This window comes from Streptomyces sp. NPDC058864 (assembly GCF_042742985.1).
Classification (GTDB): domain Bacteria; phylum Actinomycetota; class Actinomycetes; order Streptomycetales; family Streptomycetaceae; genus Actinacidiphila.
Genome location: NZ_JBHYMQ010000089.1, coordinates 1 through 15,727, shown reverse-complemented (window position 1 = coordinate 15,727; position 15,727 = coordinate 1). Strand labels below are relative to the sequence as shown.

The window sequence follows — 15,727 nt, the reverse complement described above, 5'->3', positions numbered from 1 at the left end:
CACATTTGTTCGCGGCCGGCAGGACCGGCAGGACCGGCAGGAGGAACCGATGACCCAGGCCCGACCGCTACGCGCCGACGCCGTCCGCAACCGGGCGCGGATCCTGGCCGCGGCACGCGAACAGATCACCCTCCTCGGGCCGGACGCGCCCATGGACACCATCGCCGAGGCCGCCGGCGTCGCCGTGGGCACCCTGTACCGCCATTTCCCCACCAAGACCGACCTCGTCGGCGCCGTGATCGCCGAGCACACCGAGCGCATGGCCGCCGAGGTGGAGGCCGCCGCCGACCGCGTGGCCGCGGGGGCGGGGGCGCTGGAGGAGATCACCGCGCTCGTCCACCGCATCGTCGAGGCCGCCGCCGACGACCGTGCCGTGAAGGCCGCCGCCCAGGACCTCGGCGCGACCGACCGGGCCCGCCCCTACGAGGAGCGCGGCGGGGCGGCGATGGGCCGGCTGGTCGCCGCCGCCCAGGCCGACGGCGACCTCCACCCCGACGTGACCGTCGACGACTTCTTCCTGCTGCTCGGCACCGCCCCCACCGACCAGGAGCGGGCCGTGAGGGCGCGCTGGCTCACGCTCTTCCTCCCCGGGTTCACCACCCGTGGCCGCGCGGCGGACTGACCGGGGCCTGACGGGTGCTGAGCCTGCCGGACGGGGGTATCCGGATCGCGTAGAGGACCGCGCGTTCCGTTCCGTGGAGCGGGCGCCGACCCACGGAGGAAGGAACCATGCCCCACAGCAGCCGTACGCGCACCGGCGCGAGCCCCGACACGCTGGGCGTCGTCGGCCTGATCTGCGCGGTCGCCGGATTCTTCGTTCTCGGCATCGTCCTCGGCCCGGCCGCGGTCGTGTGCGGCTGGCTCGCCATGGGCCGCACCTTCCGGGGCGCCAAGCCGGTGCTCCCGCTGATCGCCGTCGTCCTGGGCGCGATCGACACGCTCATCGCGCTGGTGTGGCTCACCGGCACCCACTGGACCGGCGGCGGCTTCATGTGAGCCGCGGCGCGGACCCGGTGGCGGGCAGCGCGTGGCCGGACGGGAGGATGGTGGTCCCCCGTCCGGCCTCCGCCGCCCAGGAGCCTGCGTGCCCCCCGCCGACCCCGTACCGGTGCCGCGTGCCGTCGCCGCCGTCCTCGCCGTCGTGGCAGCCCTGGCACTGACCGCGGGGTGCGGCTCCGGCAGCGGGTCCTCCGGCGCCCCGCGTGTGGTGCCGCCGCGGGCCGGGGCGTCCTTCGACTACCAGATCGGCGGCGGCTACCCGCCGGCCGAAGGCGTCCGCGTGATCTCCCGCGACCGCGCGGACCGGCCCGCGCCCGGGGTGTACTCCGTCTGCTACGTCAACGCCTTCCAGGCCCAGCCGGGCGAACTGTCCCGCTGGCGTGCCCGGAGCCCGGACCTGCTGCTGCGCGACGGGGACGGCGCCCTCGTCATGGACGACGAGTGGGACGAGGCCGTACTGGACACCTCCACCGCCGCCAAGCGGGCGGCCCTGGCGGAGATCGTCGGCGCGTGGATCGACGACTGCGCGCGGCGCGGGTTCCGGGCCGTGGAGCCGGACAACCTCGACTCCTTCGAACGCTCCGGCGGGCTGCTCACGCCCGCCGACAACGCCGCGTTCGCCCGGCTGCTCGCCGCACGCGCCCACGCGGCCGGGCTGGCCCTCGCGCAGAAGAACACCACCGAACTCCTCCCCCGCCGGGCCGGCATCGGCTTCGACTTCGCGGTCGCCGAGGAGTGCGGCGCGTACGGCGAGTGCGGACGGTACGCCGCCGCGTACGACGACCGCGTCCTCGTCGTGGCGTACGACGCCGCCGACTTCGCGGCGACCTGCCGCCGCTGGGGCGACCGCCTCGCGGTGGTGCTCCGCGACCGCGACGTCGCGCCCGCCGGGGAACCCGGCCATGTCTTCCGCACCTGCTGACCGGGGCCCGGCGGCCCGCCGGGGGCTCCCGGAGTGAACGGCCTCGCCGATGTCCGCATCGCGTCGGGGCAGGACGGCGACGCGCCCTCACCGGGGACCTGGCGCGGCTGCTCGCCGCGCACCCGGCCGCGCGCCCGGTGCCGTGCGGACGTGGCGGACGACGGCGGTCGGGCTCTGCCGGCGCCCTACCGGCGCCCGGGGTTCCCCCTTCGTGGACCCCTGGGGCGCCCGTGCGGGACCGGTCCGCGGGGAACACGCCACCGGCCGGCCGCCACGCCCTCTGTCATGAGGTCGTCACGGCGTACCAGAGGCCGTCCCGCTGGTGGACCAGGTGGTGGGCGGCAAGGCTGTCGATGTGCCGCGCGATGGTGGCGGGCTGGTAGCCGACGCTCTCGCTCAGGGCGTCGATGGTCGTCCCGTCGCTGCCGGCCGCGCGGAGCTGCTGCAGCGTCTTGAGCGCCGTGCGGGCGAGTCCGGACTCCTCGGGCCGGGGTGCGGCGGGAGGCGGCACGGAGGGCGTGGCGGCCGTTGCGGGGGCCGGACCCGGAGCCGGAGCCGGGGCGGCGGACGGGGCCGGGACCGTCGAGGCCGCGGGCGCGACCGGGGGCGCCGCAGGGGCGGGAACGGCGGGTGCGGCGACCGCGGTGCGGGACGGGACGGCCGGATCGGCCGGGACCGGCGGGGCGGGTGGGGTGGCCGTGCCGGCCGCCGTGCCGGTGCGGACGGGTGCGACGGGCCTCGGGGTGCGATTGACCGTGCGGTGCTTGCGGCCCTTCTGGTGACGGCGGGTGCTCATCGGGCGGTCCTCCTTCGCTGTGATCTTGATGGGCCAACGGGGGACCGCCGCCGGAGTCACGCAGATGCGTGCATGCGGGGGACCCCCGTCGTCACCGGAGGGGCGCCCGGGGAATGTGCGGCGGCACCGCCGCCGTTGCACCGGAACCGGACGGACCCGAGGAAGGGAAACCCATGCCCCCCACGGACAGCCGCCGCGGTCACCGCGTCGACGCGGTACCCGGCACGCAGCACGTGACCGTCACGATCGACGGCAAGGTGGTGGCCGAGACCCGGCGACCGGTACTGGTCCACGAGACCGGCCTGCCGGTGCGCTACTACATCCCGCCGCAGGACGTCGACCTCGCGCTCTTCCGCGGCAGCGACACCAACACCACCTGCCCCTACAAGGGCGTCGCCTCCTACTGGTCGTACGGCGACCACGCCGACGTCGCCTGGGTCTACGAGGAGCCGCTCCCCTCGGTGCCGGAGATCACCGGGCACCTCTCCTTCTACGACACGGTGGCCCAGGTCGCGGTCGAGGAGGCCTGACCGGACGGACGGTGCGCGGTGGCGCACCGTCCGTCACACGCCGTCCGTCACCACCTCCCGGCGGTGCCGGGGGCATGTGCCCGTGTCCCGTACGGCACTTGAAGCACGACTGTTCGGTTTGCTGCGCACGACGGCCGCCGGAGAGCAATGATGGTCACATGGCGAATCCGACGATCCTGACCGTCGACGACGATCCCGCAGTCTCCCGTGCCGTGGCCCGGGACATTCGCCGCAGGTACGGCGACCGCTACCGGGTGGTGCGCGCCACCTCGGGCGACGAGGCCCTGAGCGCGCTGCGGGAGATCAAGCTGCGAGGCGAACAACTCGCGGTGATGCTCGCCGACTACCGCATGCCGCAGATGAACGGGGTGGAGTTCCTCGAGGCGGCGATGGACCTCTTCCCGCTCGCCCGCCGCGTGCTGCTCACGGCGTACGCCGACACCAGCGCGGCCATCGACGCGATCAACATCATCGACCTCGACCACTACCTGCTGAAACCGTGGAGCCCACCGGAGGAGAACCTCTACCCGGTGATCGACACCCTGCTCGACGCGTGGCTCGCCACGCCGGACCCGACGGCGTCCGAGACGCGCGTGGTCGGCCACCGCTGGTCGGCACCCTCGTTCAAGGTGCGTGACTTCCTCACCCGCAACCTGGTGCCCTACCGCTGGCTGCCCGCGGAGGAGCCCGAGGCCGAGCAGCTGCTGACCGCGGCCGGACTGACCTCCGCCGACGTGCCGCTGGTCGTGACCGACGACGGGACGACGCTGGTGCGGCCCACGGAGGCCGAGCTCGCGGCCCACGTGGGGCTGAGCACCGTACCGGCCTCCGACTTCTACGACCTGGTGGTGGTCGGCGGCGGTCCCGCGGGGCTGGGTGCGGCGGTGTACGGCGCGTCCGAGGGCCTGCGCACGGTGCTGGTGGAGCGCCGGGCGACCGGCGGCCAGGCGGGGCAGAGCAGCCGCATCGAGAACTACCTCGGCTTCCCGGACGGCGTCTCCGGCGCCCAGTTGACCGACCGGGCCCGCCGCCAGGCGACGAAGTTCGGGGCGGAGATCCTCAGCACGCGCGAAGTGGTCGCACTCGAGGCGGCCGGCACCGGACGCGTACTGTCCTTCGGCGACGGCAGTTCCATCGCGGCGCACACGGTGGTGCTGGCGACCGGGGTGGCCTACCGGCGGCTGGAGGCGCCGGGGCTGGCGGAGTTCACCGGCGCCGGGGTCTACTACGGCTCGGCGATGACCGAGGCCATGAACTGCGCGGGCCAGGAGGTCTACATCGTCGGCGGGGCCAACTCGGCCGGGCAGGCGGCCGTCTACTTCTCCCGCAACGCGCGCAAGGTGCACCTGCTGATCCGCGGCGCGGACCTGAACCGTTCGATGTCGCAGTACCTGATCGACCAGATCGCGGCCATCGACAACATCGAGGTCAGCCCCTGCACCGAGGTCGTCGGCGGCAAGGGCGGCGACCACCTGGAGCAGCTGATGCTCCGCGACGCCAAGACCGGCGACGTGACCACCGTGGACGCCTCGTTCCTGTTCATCTTCATCGGCGCCGAGCCCCGCACGGACTGGCTGGAGGGCGTCGTCGAGCGGGACCGGCGCGGTTTCGTGATCACCGGCCCCGACCTGATCGCCGGTGGCAAGCGGCCCGCCGGCTGGCCGCTCCCCCGCGACCCGTACCACCTGGAGGCCAGCGTGCCGGGCGTCTTCGCCGCCGGGGACGTGCGTGCGGAGTCGGTCAAGCGGGTGGCCTCCGCGGTCGGCGAGGGCGCGATGGCCGTATCCCTGGTGCACCGTTACCTGGAGGCGCAGTGACCACGACGGACCGGCTCGTGCCGGAGCAGCTGCGGACCCTGTTCCTGTTCGAGTCGCTCGGTGAGAAGGAACTGGACTGGCTGAGCGAACAGGGCCGGGTGGAGCGGGTCCCGGCGAACAGCCCCGTCTACGCCGAGGGCGAGCCGGCGACCTGTTTCTACGTGCTGCTGAGCGGCACGGTGTCGCTGGGCCGGCTGGTCCACGGCGACGTGGTGGAGGTCAACCGCACCGACCAGCGGGGCGTGTACGCCGGGGCGACGCAGGCGTACCTCGGGGACCGTGTGGAGCAGACGTACCCCAACTCGCTGCAGGCGGTCACCGACAGCGAGTTCTTCGTGATCCCGGCCGACGACTTCGCCGGGGCGATGCGCGCGTGGTTCCCGATGGCGGTGCACCTGCTGGAGGGGGCGTTCTTCGGCTACCGCAAGCAGAACACGATCGTCGGGGAGCGCGAGCGGCTGCTGGCTTTGGGCTCGCTGTCCGCCGGGCTCACCCATGAGCTCAACAACCCGGCCGCCGCCGCCGTGCGGGCCACCTCGGCGCTGCGCGACCGGGTGACCGGCATGCGGCACAAACTGGCGATGATCGCGGACGGCCGGCTGGACACCCGGCAGCTGCACGAGCTGGTCGAGCTGCAGGACGCCGCGATCAAGCGCATGGCGTCGGCGCCCGAGCGGTCGGCGCTGGAGGCGGCCGACGCCGAGGACGAGCTGACGGACTGGCTCGACGACCACGGCGTCAACGGCTCCTGGGAACTGGCCGCGACGCTGGTCGCGGGCGGTGTGGACGCCGAATGGCTGGACTCGGTGGTGAACACGGTCGGCGAGGACCGGCTGGAGGCGGCGATCCGCTGGCTCACCTACACCCTGGACACCGAACTGCTCATGGGCGAGATCGACGACGCCGTCACCCGGATCTCCGGTCTGGTGGGGGCCGCGAAGCAGTACTCGCAGCTCGACCGGGCCCCGCAGCAGACCGTGGACGTGCACGCGCTGCTCGACGCGACGCTCACGATGCTCCAGGCGAAGATCCCCGGCGGGGTGCGGGTCGTCAAGGAGTACGACCGCAGCCTGCCGAAGATCCAGGCGTACGGCGCGGAGCTCAACCAGGTGTGGACCAACCTCGTCGTCAACGCCCTGGACGCCATGCGCGGTTCGGGCACCCTGACGCTGCGCAGTTCCTGGGACGGACCCCAGCGCCTGGTGGTGGAGGTGGGCGACACCGGTCCCGGTATCGCCCCGGAGATCCGGCCGCGGATCTTCGAACCGTTCTTCACCACCAAGCCGGTGGGCGAGGGCACCGGGCTGGGCCTGGACATCTCGTACCGCATCGTGGTCAACAAGCACCACGGCGACATCCGCGTCGAGTCCAGTCCCGGCGACACGCGCTTCACCGTGTGCCTCCCGGTCGCCCAGGCCGGGACGACGCAGCCGGGGGACGCGGAGCGGACGGGCTGAGCCCCCGTCCGGGCGCGGGCGGGCCGGCCGCTGCCGGCCCGGATCAGCCCACCGGGCTCTTGGACTTGGGGAGCGTACGGGCGCGGTCGCGGCCGACGGGCAGCTGTCCGTCGGCCGCGCTCTTGAGCGAGCGCAGGGCCAGCAGCAGCACACCGATGTCGTCGATGAGGATCGGATCGGGCAGCAGATCCACCGGGCAGACCAGGTAGACCAGCGCGGCCCAGAACGCCAGCTTGCCCGAGCGCGGCACGTCCGCGCTGCGCAGCAGGGTGCGGATCCGCGCCATCTTCACCACGAGCACCACGGCCACCACGAGCATCACCACGACCGCCACCGCGGCGATCACGAGGGCCGTGGTCGACCAGTCACCCAGGTCCATGTCTGCCTCCCTCGATCCCGTGTACCCGGCCGGTGTGTGCGGAAACGGCAACCGGCCCCGACGGAAAGGAAGCACACAGTACATGATCACGCCCGAGGAGATCTGGCGGACCGCAGGCCTGCCCGCGCGCCGGCTCGCCGGCCTGGCGCTCAATCCCGCGGCCCCCGAGGACATCCTGCTGCGGCTGCTCGCCGACGGCCCGCCCGCGGCACGCATGGTCCTGTGCCGGGACCGGACGCTGCCGGACGCCGTGGTCGACGCCGTGGTCGCCCACCCCGACCGGTACACACGCAGCTTCTTCGCCCGGAATCCGCACGCCGACCCGGCCCAGCGGGCACGGCTGCTGGACGACCCCGAGTGGTTCGTGCGGGCGCATCTGGCCGACGCCCCCCGGATGCCAGGGGGCGTGCGCCCGCGGCCGCTCCCGGACCAGGCCGTCGTCCACATGATCCTGACCTACGAGCAGGAATTCCTGGACACCCTCTACCGCCAGGCCTCCCCCGGGCTGATGGAGTCGATGCGCACCCATCCGGAGCCGAAGGTCCGGCGGATGGGTGTCTTCTGGCGCGGCGTGCCGGACGAGGCCCGCGAAGCCCTTCTGGCGGATCCGGACGACGAGGTACGGGACGCGGTGCGGCGCCATCTGCGGTCCGAGGACCCGGCCTGGACGGAGCGGGAGCTGCCCGACCGGCCGTGCCACGGGCGGACGCACCTGCTGATGCACTGCGCCCTGAGCCGAGGCGTCGTGGAGGGCGTGCTCAACGCCCCCGTGGGCGAGGGAGACCGCTGGACGATCGCGGGCAACCCCACCCTCCCCGCCGATGTGGTGGTCCTGCTGGCCGCCGACGCCGACCCCGAAGTGCGGGAGCGGATCGCGTACCGCTCCGACCTCGGGCCGGAGGAGCGCCGGGCGCTCGCCGCGGACACCGATCCGCGGGTACGCCTCGCGCTCTCCGTGCATCCCGCGCTGAGCGAGGCGGAACGCGCGGCGATCGACTACGAGGTGCCGGTGGACGGCGTGTTCGGACCGGCACTGCAACACCTGGTGCCCCGGGATCCCGCCGCGGTGCGGCGGGACGCCCTGTCCGGCCATCCGTTGCTGCGACGGCGCGCCGCCCGGGACCACGGCCTGCCGTCCGACCTGGTGCCGCGGCTGGCCGTGGACGACGACCTCGGCGTACGGGTGCTGCTCGCGCAGAACCATCCGGAGGCGCCCGCCGAGCTGCTGCTGAGCGCGTTCCTGGAGTACACCGGGCCGGAACGCGAACTCCTGCTCGCCCGGCCGCGGTTCCCCACCGCCGGGCTGGCGCGCTACGCCCGGCACGAGGACCCGGCCGTCCGCGCACTGGCCACCCGGGACCCGGCGGCCGCGGCGGGGACGGTGGACCGGCTGACCCGCGACCTGGAACCCGGTGTACGGGAGGCCGCGGCACGCCATCCGAACCTCCCGCGCGCCCGCCTCGCGGAGTTGCTCGACGACGCGGAACTGGCCCACCACGCGGCGGCCAACCCGGCGCTGGCGCCCGACGTCATGCGCCGGCTGGTGGCGTGCCTTCCCCTGCCGGACGGTGCCGCCGGATGAGGGCGGTCAGCCGGCGGTAGGCGGCGCGCAGTTCGCGGCGGGCGAAGTCCTCGCGGACGTCGATGAGGGCGCCGTGGGCGGCGGTGGGGTCGACCGTGAAGCGGTCGTGCCAGCCGCCTCCCGAGGCGATGATCACGGGGGTGTCGACGCCGTCGAACTGGTCGGCGGTGATGTCGACGCGCAGGCCGTTCTTCTCGATCCACGCGTGGGTCGCGCCGTTCTCCCAGGCGCTGACGTAGGTCCACACCCCCTGTCCGTTCTCGTACAGGTACTGACCGAGGAGGATCGAGGCGTCCCCGCAGGAGCCGTGCGGGAAGCGCTTCAGGGAGACCAGCCCCGGGTCGGGACAGTCGACGATCGCCTGCCGGAATCCGAGGGCCAGTGTGCGGAGTTCGGACACCCGCGGAGTCTAACCCGTGAAGATCATCTGTGGGACCCGTGGAACCGGCTCTTCTGGCCGACGCGGATCCGGGCGCCGCGGGGCGGGGGACACGTGGGGGGATGGGGGCACGATGGCGGCAGCGACCGGGACCGGCATCCGAGCCGGTTCCGGGCGCTGCGGCGGCAGTCAATCGAGCGGACCCGGTGACGTCAAGACTTCACGTCAGAATTGGTGCGGAGCACTTGCGACGGCCCCGATGAGTCCCTTCGCGTTCAAGTCCCGAACACATTCGACTCCTTGCAGGTCACGGCCACTTAAGTGCGCCCAGGGGCACGGCAACTGCGGATCCGTCGGAAACACTTTCTGCGAGGAGTCTTGACCGCGACTTCTGTCACGTCTTAACTCACGCCCTAAATTAAGTCGTGAGGCTGACACGGGAGTTCCTATGAGACTCGAAGTCAACGCCGCCCGCCGCAGACCCCTTTGGCTGATCGCCCTCCTGGCGGTACTTCTCGCCCTGATCACCGTGCCGGCCGGGCCGCTCACCACGGCCCACGCCGCCGCCTGCGGCACCGCCAACGCCGCCCAGGGCAGGACCGCCACCGCCTCCTCCTCCGAGAACGGCTCCTTCACCGCCGCCAACGCCGTCGACGGCAACGCCGGCACCCGCTGGTCCAGCGCCTTCAGCGACCCCCAGTGGATCCAGGTGGACCTCGGCAGCTCGCAGACCGTCTGCGAGGTCGTCCTCAGCTGGGAGGCCGCCTACGCCAAGGCCTACCAGATCCAGCTCTCCGCCAACGGCACCGACTGGACCACGGTCGCCTCCACCACCACCGGCGCCGGCGGCACCGAGACCCGTGCCGTCAGCGGCACCGGCCGCTACCTGCGCGTGTACGGCACCACCCGGGCGACCGGCTACGGCTACTCGCTCTGGGAGCTCGCCGTGCACACCACCGACGGCGGCACCGGCCCGGTGATCCCGGGCGGCGGCGACCTCGGCCCGAACGTCCTGGTCTTCGACCCGTCGACCCCGGGCATCCAGGCCAAGCTGGACCAGGTCTTCCAGCAGCAGGAGTCCGCGCAGTTCGGCACCGGCCGCTACGCGCTGCTGTTCAAGCCGGGCACCTACAACAACATCAACGCCAACATCGGCTTCTACACCTCGATCGCCGGCCTCGGCCTCTCCCCCGACGACACCACCTTCAACGGCGACGTGACGGTGGACGCCGGCTGGTTCAACGGCAACGCCACCCAGAACTTCTGGCGCTCCGCCGAGAACCTCGCCCTCAACCCGGTGAACGGCACCGACCGCTGGGCCGTCGCCCAGGCCGCGCCCTTCCGCCGCATGCACGTCAAGGGCGGCCTCAATCTCGCGCCCAACGGCTACGGCTGGGCCAGCGGCGGCTACATCGCCGACAGCAAGATCGACGGCACCGTGGGCCCCTACTCGCAGCAGCAGTGGTACACCCGGGACAGCTCGGTCGGCGGCTGGACCAACGGCGTCTGGAACATGGTCTTCTCCGGAGTGCAGGGCGCTCCCGCGCAGAGCTTCCCCAACCCGCCGTACACCACGCTCGACACCACACCCGTCTCCCGTGAGAAGCCCTTCCTCTACCTCGACGGCAACGACTACAAGGTCTTCGTCCCCGCCAAGCGCACCAACGCCCGCGGTACGAGCTGGGGCAACGGCGCGCCGCAGGGCTCCTCGATCCCGCTGAGCCAGTTCTACGTGGTCAAGCCGGGCGCGACGGCCGCCACCATCAACGCCGCGCTCGCCCAGGGCCTCAACCTGCTGTTCACCCCGGGCGTCTACCACGTCGACCAGACCATCAACGTCACCCGCGCCGACACCGTCGTGCTGGGCCTCGGTCTCGCGACGGTCATCCCCGACAACGGCGTCACCGCCATGAAGGTCGCCGACGTGGACGGCGTGAAGCTGGCCGGCTTCCTGATCGACGCCGGTGCGGTCAACTCCCAGGTGCTGCTCCAGGTCGGCCCGCAGGGCTCGGCCGCCGACCACGCCGCGAACCCGACGACCGTGCAGGACGTCTTCATCCGGATCGGCGGCGCCGGCCCGGGCAAGGCGACCACCAGCATGGAGGTCAACAGCGACGACACCATCATCGACCACACCTGGATCTGGCGCGCCGACCACGGCGCCGGTGTCGGCTGGGACACCAACCCGGCCGACTACGGTCTGCGCGTGAACGGCGACGACGTCCTGGCCACCGGCCTGTTCGTCGAGCACTTCAAGAAGTACGACGTCCAGTGGAGCGGCGAGCGGGGCAGGACCGTCTTCTTCCAGAACGAGATCGCCTACGACGCCCCCAACCAGGCCGCCATCCAGAACGGCGCGACGAAGGGCTGGGCCGCCTACAAGGTGGACGACTCGGTGAACACCCACGAGGCCTGGGGCCTGGGGAGCTACTGCAACTTCACCACCGATCCGACGATCCGCATGGACCACGGCTTCGAGGTCCCGGTGAAGTCCGGCATCAAGATGCACGACGTCCTGGTGGTCTCCCTGGGCGGGATGGGCCAGTACGACCACGTCATCAACGGCACCGGTGCCGCGACCTCCGGCACCTCGACCACGCCGTCCACGGTGGTCTCGTTCCCCTGACGGCGCCTGACGGCACAGAGCAGGGGTGCCCCGTCCTCCGGCGGGGCACCCCGTCCGCCGGCCTCAGGCGGCCGGCCGGTGCCGGGAGTGCAGGACCTCGCCCACGGCGACCGCTCCGGCCATGGCGAGTCCCGCCACCGGCACCGCGAGGCTCCCGCAGAAGGTAGCCGCCAGCACAGCCAGGGCGCAGGCGGGCAGCACGGCGTGCTCGGCGACACCGCGCTTGGCGCTGCGGGAGTGGATCAGCCAGACCGTCAGCAGGAAGAGCGCGGTCGGCAGCGTGACCGCCGCAGCCGCGGCCGTCTGCGAGATGTGCGCCTTGTGCACGGCCTGCTCGACCACCACTTCCAGCCCCGCGCCGATGGCGGCGGCCGAGCCGAAGATCAGGTAGTGCCCGTAGCCCCACAGGAACGCCCGCGCGCTGCTGGTGAGGTGCTGGTGGATGGGAATGGCGAAGTAGAGCCAGTAGGCGCAGAACACGATGAGCAGTCCCCCGAAGGCGGCGGGCAGCAGCTCGCCGAGCGCGGAGAACTCGTCGACGGCGGACTGCACGGCCACTGTCGCGGCGGCCACCGACTCGCCGAGCACGATGATCGTGAACAGGCCGTAGCGTTCCGAGATGTGGTGCGGGTGCCAGGTGGTGCGCTGCGACCGCTCGGCCCAGGCGGGCACCAGCAGTTCCGCGACGGCCAGGATCAGGAATCCCCAGTTCCACAGGCCGCCGACGGGCTGGAGCAGCAGGACGACCCACCCCACCTGGACGAGGACCAGACCGCCGGCGTAGCTCAGCGCCGTGGTCCGCGCCGGTCCGGCGGCGTTGCGTGCCGCGCGCAGCCACTGGAAGGCGAGCGCGACGCGCATGATGATGTAGCCGGCCACGGCGATCGAGAAGTCGTTGGCGTCGAAGGCGCGGGGGACGCCGGCCGCCAGCACCAGGACGCCGGTGATCTGGACGAAGGTGGCGATGCGGTACGGCACGTCGTCGGTGTCGAAGGCCGAGGCGAACCAGGTGAAGTTCATCCACGCCAGCCAGATCGCGAAGAAGACCAGGCAGTAGCCGAGGAGCCCGTGCCCGGGATGGCCCTCGGCGACCGCGTGCACCAGCCGCGCGCCGGCCTGGGCCACCGCCACCACGAAACACAGGTCGAAGAGCAGCTCCAGCGGGGTGGCGACCCGGTGCGGCTCGTGCGGGTCGCGGGCCGTCATCCGGACCAGCGGACGGAAGCGGCGGTCCGGCGGCACGTGGGCGTGATCGGTCATCCGCGCATCGTAGGCGGTGCGCACGTGCCCGCGCCCGAAGGGACCGGGCGCGGGCACGTGGCGGGGGACGGGGTGGAGGTCAGGCGCAGCCGTCCTGGAGCAGTCCGGCCCGCAACCGCGCCAGGGTGCGCGAGAGCAGCCGGGAGACGTGCATCTGCGTGCAGCCCATGATCTCGCCGATCTGGGACTGCGTCAGCTCCTCCACGTAGCGCAGATGGAGCAGCTTCCGGTCGCGTTCGTCGAGCTCCACGACGAGCGGTGCCAGCGAGCCGAGGTCCTCGACGAGTTCCATGGCGGGGTCGACCGCGCCGATGAAGTCGGCGAGCACCGTCTCGCCCTCGTCGCCGTCGTCGCCGTTCATGGCCGCGTCAAGGGAGGACGCGGTGTACCCGTTGGAGGCCACCTGGGCCTCGACGACCTCGGCCTCGGAGATGTCCATGAGTGCCGCGAGCTCGCTCACCTTCGGGGCCCGGCCCAGCCGGGAGGACAGCTCGTCCCGGGCACGGGCCAGTTCCACCCGGCGCTCCTGGAGACGGCGGGGCACGTGCACGGCCCAGGTCGTGTCGCGGAAGAACCGCTTGATCTCACCGACGATGTACGGCACCGCGAAGGTGGTGAACTCCACCTCGCGCGAGATGTCGAACCGGTCGATGGCCTTGATCAGCCCGATCGTCCCGACCTGGACGATGTCCTCCATCTCGTCGCTGCGGTCGCGGAAGCGCCTGGCCGCGAACCGCACGAGCGACATGTTCATCTCGATGAGGGTGTTGCGGGCGTACTGGTACTCGTGGGTGCCCTCCTCGAGCACCGTCAGGCGCTCGAGGAAGAGCTTCGACAGCCGTCGCGCGGTCGTGGGGGCCACGCTGCTCGGGTCGGTGATCTGCGGCAGTACGTCGACCTCGGGGCTCTCGACCCCGGTGCTCGTCCCGCTCACGTGGGCGATCACGGCTCCTCCTCGCACCTCTGCACCTCTACGTCATGTTGCCGTACGTTGCCCCTCGGGTACCCCCTCCTCCGCGAAGCATTCCCCCCGATCCCGGAAGAACGTGAATCGCGCCAAGGGCGGCGTAGGACCGGCCGGCACGGGCAGACCAGAGAGGGACCGATGATGCCTACGGGGTGATCGTGCGTGTACAGCATTGACCTAGACGCGGAAGGCGGGGGGATTGTGCGGCCCGCCACTGCGGACCGGCCGTTGCCCACCACCATCGGCGAGGCGCGTGACTTCGCCCGCGCCCGGCTCAGAGGCGTGGATCCGGAGCGGGTCGAGGACTGCCTGCTGGTCGTCTCCGAACTGGTCACCAACGCCTTCCGGTACGGCGGCGGGCTGGCGGCCCTCGACGTGGTGGCGGTACCGGACGCCATCCGTGTGTCCGTCGAGGACCACAACGACCAATTGCCGGTCCCGCCCCAGCCCTCCGAGCGCTTCCTGCCCGGCGGCCACGGCCTGCGCCTGGTGCGCCGGCTGGCCCGGGACTTCCGGGTGACGCTGCTCCGCGCGGGCGGCAAGGTCATCCACGTGCACCTGCCGCGCTGACCGGCCCCGGCCCCCGACACCGCACGTGTGGACGAACGGATCGCGGTAACACGCACTTTTGGTGCAAGAAGACCCGCACCACGGTCAGTTCGAACGTCGGGGCCGGACGACGGCCCCCGGGAGGCACACCATGACCACCGGCATCATCATCGGGGCGGTCGTCCTCGTGGTCCTGATCGCCCTCGCCGCGGTCGTCACGACGCGGCGCGGCGGCGGCACGGGACGGCTCAGGCGCCGCTTCGGTCCGGAGTACGAACGCACGGTCGCCCGGCACGACGGCGACACGGAGGCGGCACGCCGGGAGTTGCAGGAGCGCGTCGACCGGCACGGCGGTCTGGCCCCGGAGCCGCTGAGCGCGCGTCAGGCCGAGGAGTACCGCGTCGAGTGGGCCGCCCTGCAGGAGCGGTTCGTCGACTCCCCCGCGCAGGCGGTGCGGGACGCGTCGCGGCTGCTGGACCGGCTCGCGCACGACCGCGGCTTCCCGGAGCACACCTCGGGCGAGCAGATCGACGCCCTGTCGGTCCACCGCCCCCGGCACCTCCAGGCCTACCGCGACCTGCGCGGGGTCACGGAGGCCCGCGACAGCGGTGACCGCGCCGCGGCGGACACCGAGGAACTGCGCGCCCGGCTGCTCGACGCCCGGGCGCTGTTCGACGACCTCATCGCGGTGGACGAGGAGCCCCGCACCACCGCGCGCGAGGACCGCGCGGGGGACACGGACTCCGGCCGACGCGGCTCCCACCGCTTCCACATGCCGACTTGGAGCAGCCGATGAATCCCACGCACGAGCACCACGACACCGACGGAACCGACAAGACCGGCCTGGCCGCCACGACGGACGGCACCGGCACCGGCACCGGACACGAGGAGCGCCCGGAATCCCCCGAGGGCACCCCCGGCGAGCCGAAGCCCCCCGCAGCGCCGGAGTCCGCGGAGAAGACGACCGAACCGCCCGCCGCGCGCCGGCCCGCCGGTTGGTCGCGGCCCGAGGACGGCGAGAGGCCCGTGACGGTGGGCGCGACCGGGGCGGCGGAGAAGCCCGGCAGCCCCGAGAAGCCCGCGGCCGCCGCCCCGCGCCCGGCGCAGGACGCGCGGGTGCCCGCCCCCGGCGCTCCGCCGCGCGTGGACGGCGCCGTGGACAAGCTGCAGCAGCGGCTGCAGCACGCGGTCGGGGGCTTCGTGGACGAACCGCGGCACGCGGTCGAGGAGGCCGACGAGGTGCTCGGCGAGGCCACCGAGCGGCTGGTCGAGGAACTGCGCAGCCGGCGCGACCAACTGCGCGCGGACTGGCGGGCCGGCGGGCGGAACGGGAACGAGGACGGCGACACGGAGAGGCTCCGCCTGGCCCTGCAGGGCTACCGGGACCTCGTCGACCGCGTCCTGCACGTCTGAGGACCGCGCGCGGGACGACGCGGACGACGCGAAGGCGGTGGCCGGGAACTG

Annotated in this window: 16 protein-coding genes; 11 read left to right on the top strand and 5 right to left on the bottom strand. The window is 72.7% G+C overall.

Annotated elements, in window-relative coordinates; translation table 11 throughout:
- Positions 1 to 49 precede the first annotated feature (49 nt).
- From ACFW3D_RS37815 to ACFW3D_RS37805, 3 genes are all read left to right on the top strand, one after another.
- Positions 50 to 622, top strand: a complete 573-nt coding sequence (locus ACFW3D_RS37815; RefSeq protein WP_500512444.1) for a TetR family transcriptional regulator — start codon at positions 50 to 52, stop codon at positions 620 to 622.
- Between the two features lie 107 nt (positions 623 to 729).
- Positions 730 to 996: a hypothetical protein gene (locus tag ACFW3D_RS37810; protein WP_500512442.1), complete on the top strand. Its 267-nt coding sequence runs from the start codon at positions 730 to 732 to the stop codon at positions 994 to 996.
- Positions 997 to 1,084: 88 nt separating this feature from the next.
- Complete coding sequence (locus ACFW3D_RS37805) at positions 1,085 to 1,921, top strand: endo alpha-1,4 polygalactosaminidase (protein WP_500512440.1); 837 nt, start codon at positions 1,085 to 1,087, stop codon at positions 1,919 to 1,921.
- A gap of 283 nt (positions 1,922 to 2,204) precedes the next feature.
- Here the strand turns inward: ACFW3D_RS37805 and ACFW3D_RS37800 are convergent, their stop codons facing one another.
- Positions 2,205 to 2,717 (bottom strand): hypothetical protein, encoded by a 513-nt coding sequence (locus tag ACFW3D_RS37800; RefSeq protein WP_500512438.1) that lies wholly within the window; start codon positions 2,715 to 2,717, stop codon positions 2,205 to 2,207.
- A 173-nt stretch (positions 2,718 to 2,890) separates the two neighbouring features.
- Here ACFW3D_RS37800 and ACFW3D_RS37795 point away from each other — a divergent pair, with 173 nt between their 5' ends.
- From ACFW3D_RS37795 to ACFW3D_RS37785, 3 genes are all read left to right on the top strand, one after another.
- Entirely contained in the window at positions 2,891 to 3,247 is a 357-nt protein-coding gene (locus ACFW3D_RS37795) for a DUF427 domain-containing protein (RefSeq protein ID WP_500512436.1), read from the top strand.
- A gap of 158 nt (positions 3,248 to 3,405) precedes the next feature.
- Positions 3,406 to 5,064 (top strand): NAD(P)/FAD-dependent oxidoreductase, encoded by a 1,659-nt coding sequence (locus ACFW3D_RS37790; protein WP_500512434.1) that lies wholly within the window; start codon positions 3,406 to 3,408, stop codon positions 5,062 to 5,064.
- Entirely contained in the window at positions 5,061 to 6,521 is a 1,461-nt protein-coding gene (locus ACFW3D_RS37785) for an ATP-binding protein (RefSeq protein WP_500512432.1), read from the top strand. The genes ACFW3D_RS37790 and ACFW3D_RS37785 overlap by 4 nt, the downstream gene beginning before the upstream one ends.
- Before the next feature lie 43 nt (positions 6,522 to 6,564).
- Here the strand turns inward: ACFW3D_RS37785 and ACFW3D_RS37780 are convergent, their stop codons facing one another.
- Positions 6,565 to 6,900, bottom strand: coding sequence for a YkvA family protein (locus ACFW3D_RS37780; protein WP_500512430.1), 336 nt, complete (start codon positions 6,898 to 6,900; stop codon positions 6,565 to 6,567).
- 82 nt (positions 6,901 to 6,982) lie between these two features.
- On the opposite strand from ACFW3D_RS37780, the gene ACFW3D_RS37775 reads away from it, so the two are divergent.
- Positions 6,983 to 8,482 (top strand): hypothetical protein, encoded by a 1,500-nt coding sequence (locus tag ACFW3D_RS37775; protein WP_500512428.1) that lies wholly within the window; start codon positions 6,983 to 6,985, stop codon positions 8,480 to 8,482.
- On the opposite strand, the gene ACFW3D_RS37770 is transcribed toward ACFW3D_RS37775, so the two are convergent.
- Entirely contained in the window at positions 8,430 to 8,882 is a 453-nt protein-coding gene (locus ACFW3D_RS37770; RefSeq protein ID WP_500512426.1) for a hypothetical protein, read from the bottom strand. The genes ACFW3D_RS37775 and ACFW3D_RS37770 overlap by 53 nt on opposite strands.
- Positions 8,883 to 9,309: 427 nt before the next feature.
- Between ACFW3D_RS37770 and ACFW3D_RS37765 the strand changes: the two genes are divergently transcribed.
- On the top strand, positions 9,310 to 11,487 hold the full coding sequence (locus ACFW3D_RS37765) for a pectate lyase-like domain-containing protein (RefSeq protein WP_500512424.1): 2,178 nt from the start codon (positions 9,310 to 9,312) through the stop codon (positions 11,485 to 11,487).
- Between the two features lie 63 nt (positions 11,488 to 11,550).
- Here the strand turns inward: ACFW3D_RS37765 and ACFW3D_RS37760 are convergent, their stop codons facing one another.
- Both ACFW3D_RS37760 and ACFW3D_RS37755 read right to left on the bottom strand, forming a co-directional pair.
- On the bottom strand, positions 11,551 to 12,747 hold the full coding sequence (locus ACFW3D_RS37760; protein ID WP_500512422.1) for a low temperature requirement protein A: 1,197 nt from the start codon (positions 12,745 to 12,747) through the stop codon (positions 11,551 to 11,553).
- 79 nt (positions 12,748 to 12,826) lie between these two features.
- The gene (locus ACFW3D_RS37755) at positions 12,827 to 13,693 is read right to left on the bottom strand and encodes a SigB/SigF/SigG family RNA polymerase sigma factor (RefSeq protein ID WP_500512420.1); all 867 of its coding nucleotides are present in this window, start codon (positions 13,691 to 13,693) and stop codon (positions 12,827 to 12,829) included.
- A gap of 249 nt (positions 13,694 to 13,942) precedes the next feature.
- Between ACFW3D_RS37755 and ACFW3D_RS37750 the strand changes: the two genes are divergently transcribed.
- The 3 genes from ACFW3D_RS37750 to ACFW3D_RS37740 all read left to right on the top strand — a co-directional run bounded on the left by ACFW3D_RS37750 (position 13,943) and on the right by ACFW3D_RS37740 (position 15,676).
- Positions 13,943 to 14,284 carry an ATP-binding protein gene (locus ACFW3D_RS37750; RefSeq protein ID WP_500512418.1) on the top strand — a complete coding sequence of 114 codons (342 nt, stop codon included), beginning with the start codon at positions 13,943 to 13,945 and terminating at the stop codon, positions 14,282 to 14,284.
- A gap of 130 nt (positions 14,285 to 14,414) precedes the next feature.
- Positions 14,415 to 15,059 (top strand): hypothetical protein, encoded by a 645-nt coding sequence (locus ACFW3D_RS37745; RefSeq protein WP_500512416.1) that lies wholly within the window; start codon positions 14,415 to 14,417, stop codon positions 15,057 to 15,059.
- Positions 15,056 to 15,676, top strand: a complete 621-nt coding sequence (locus ACFW3D_RS37740; protein WP_500512414.1) for a hypothetical protein — start codon at positions 15,056 to 15,058, stop codon at positions 15,674 to 15,676. The genes ACFW3D_RS37745 and ACFW3D_RS37740 overlap by 4 nt, the downstream gene beginning before the upstream one ends.
- The last annotated feature ends 51 nt before the right edge of the window (positions 15,677 to 15,727 follow it).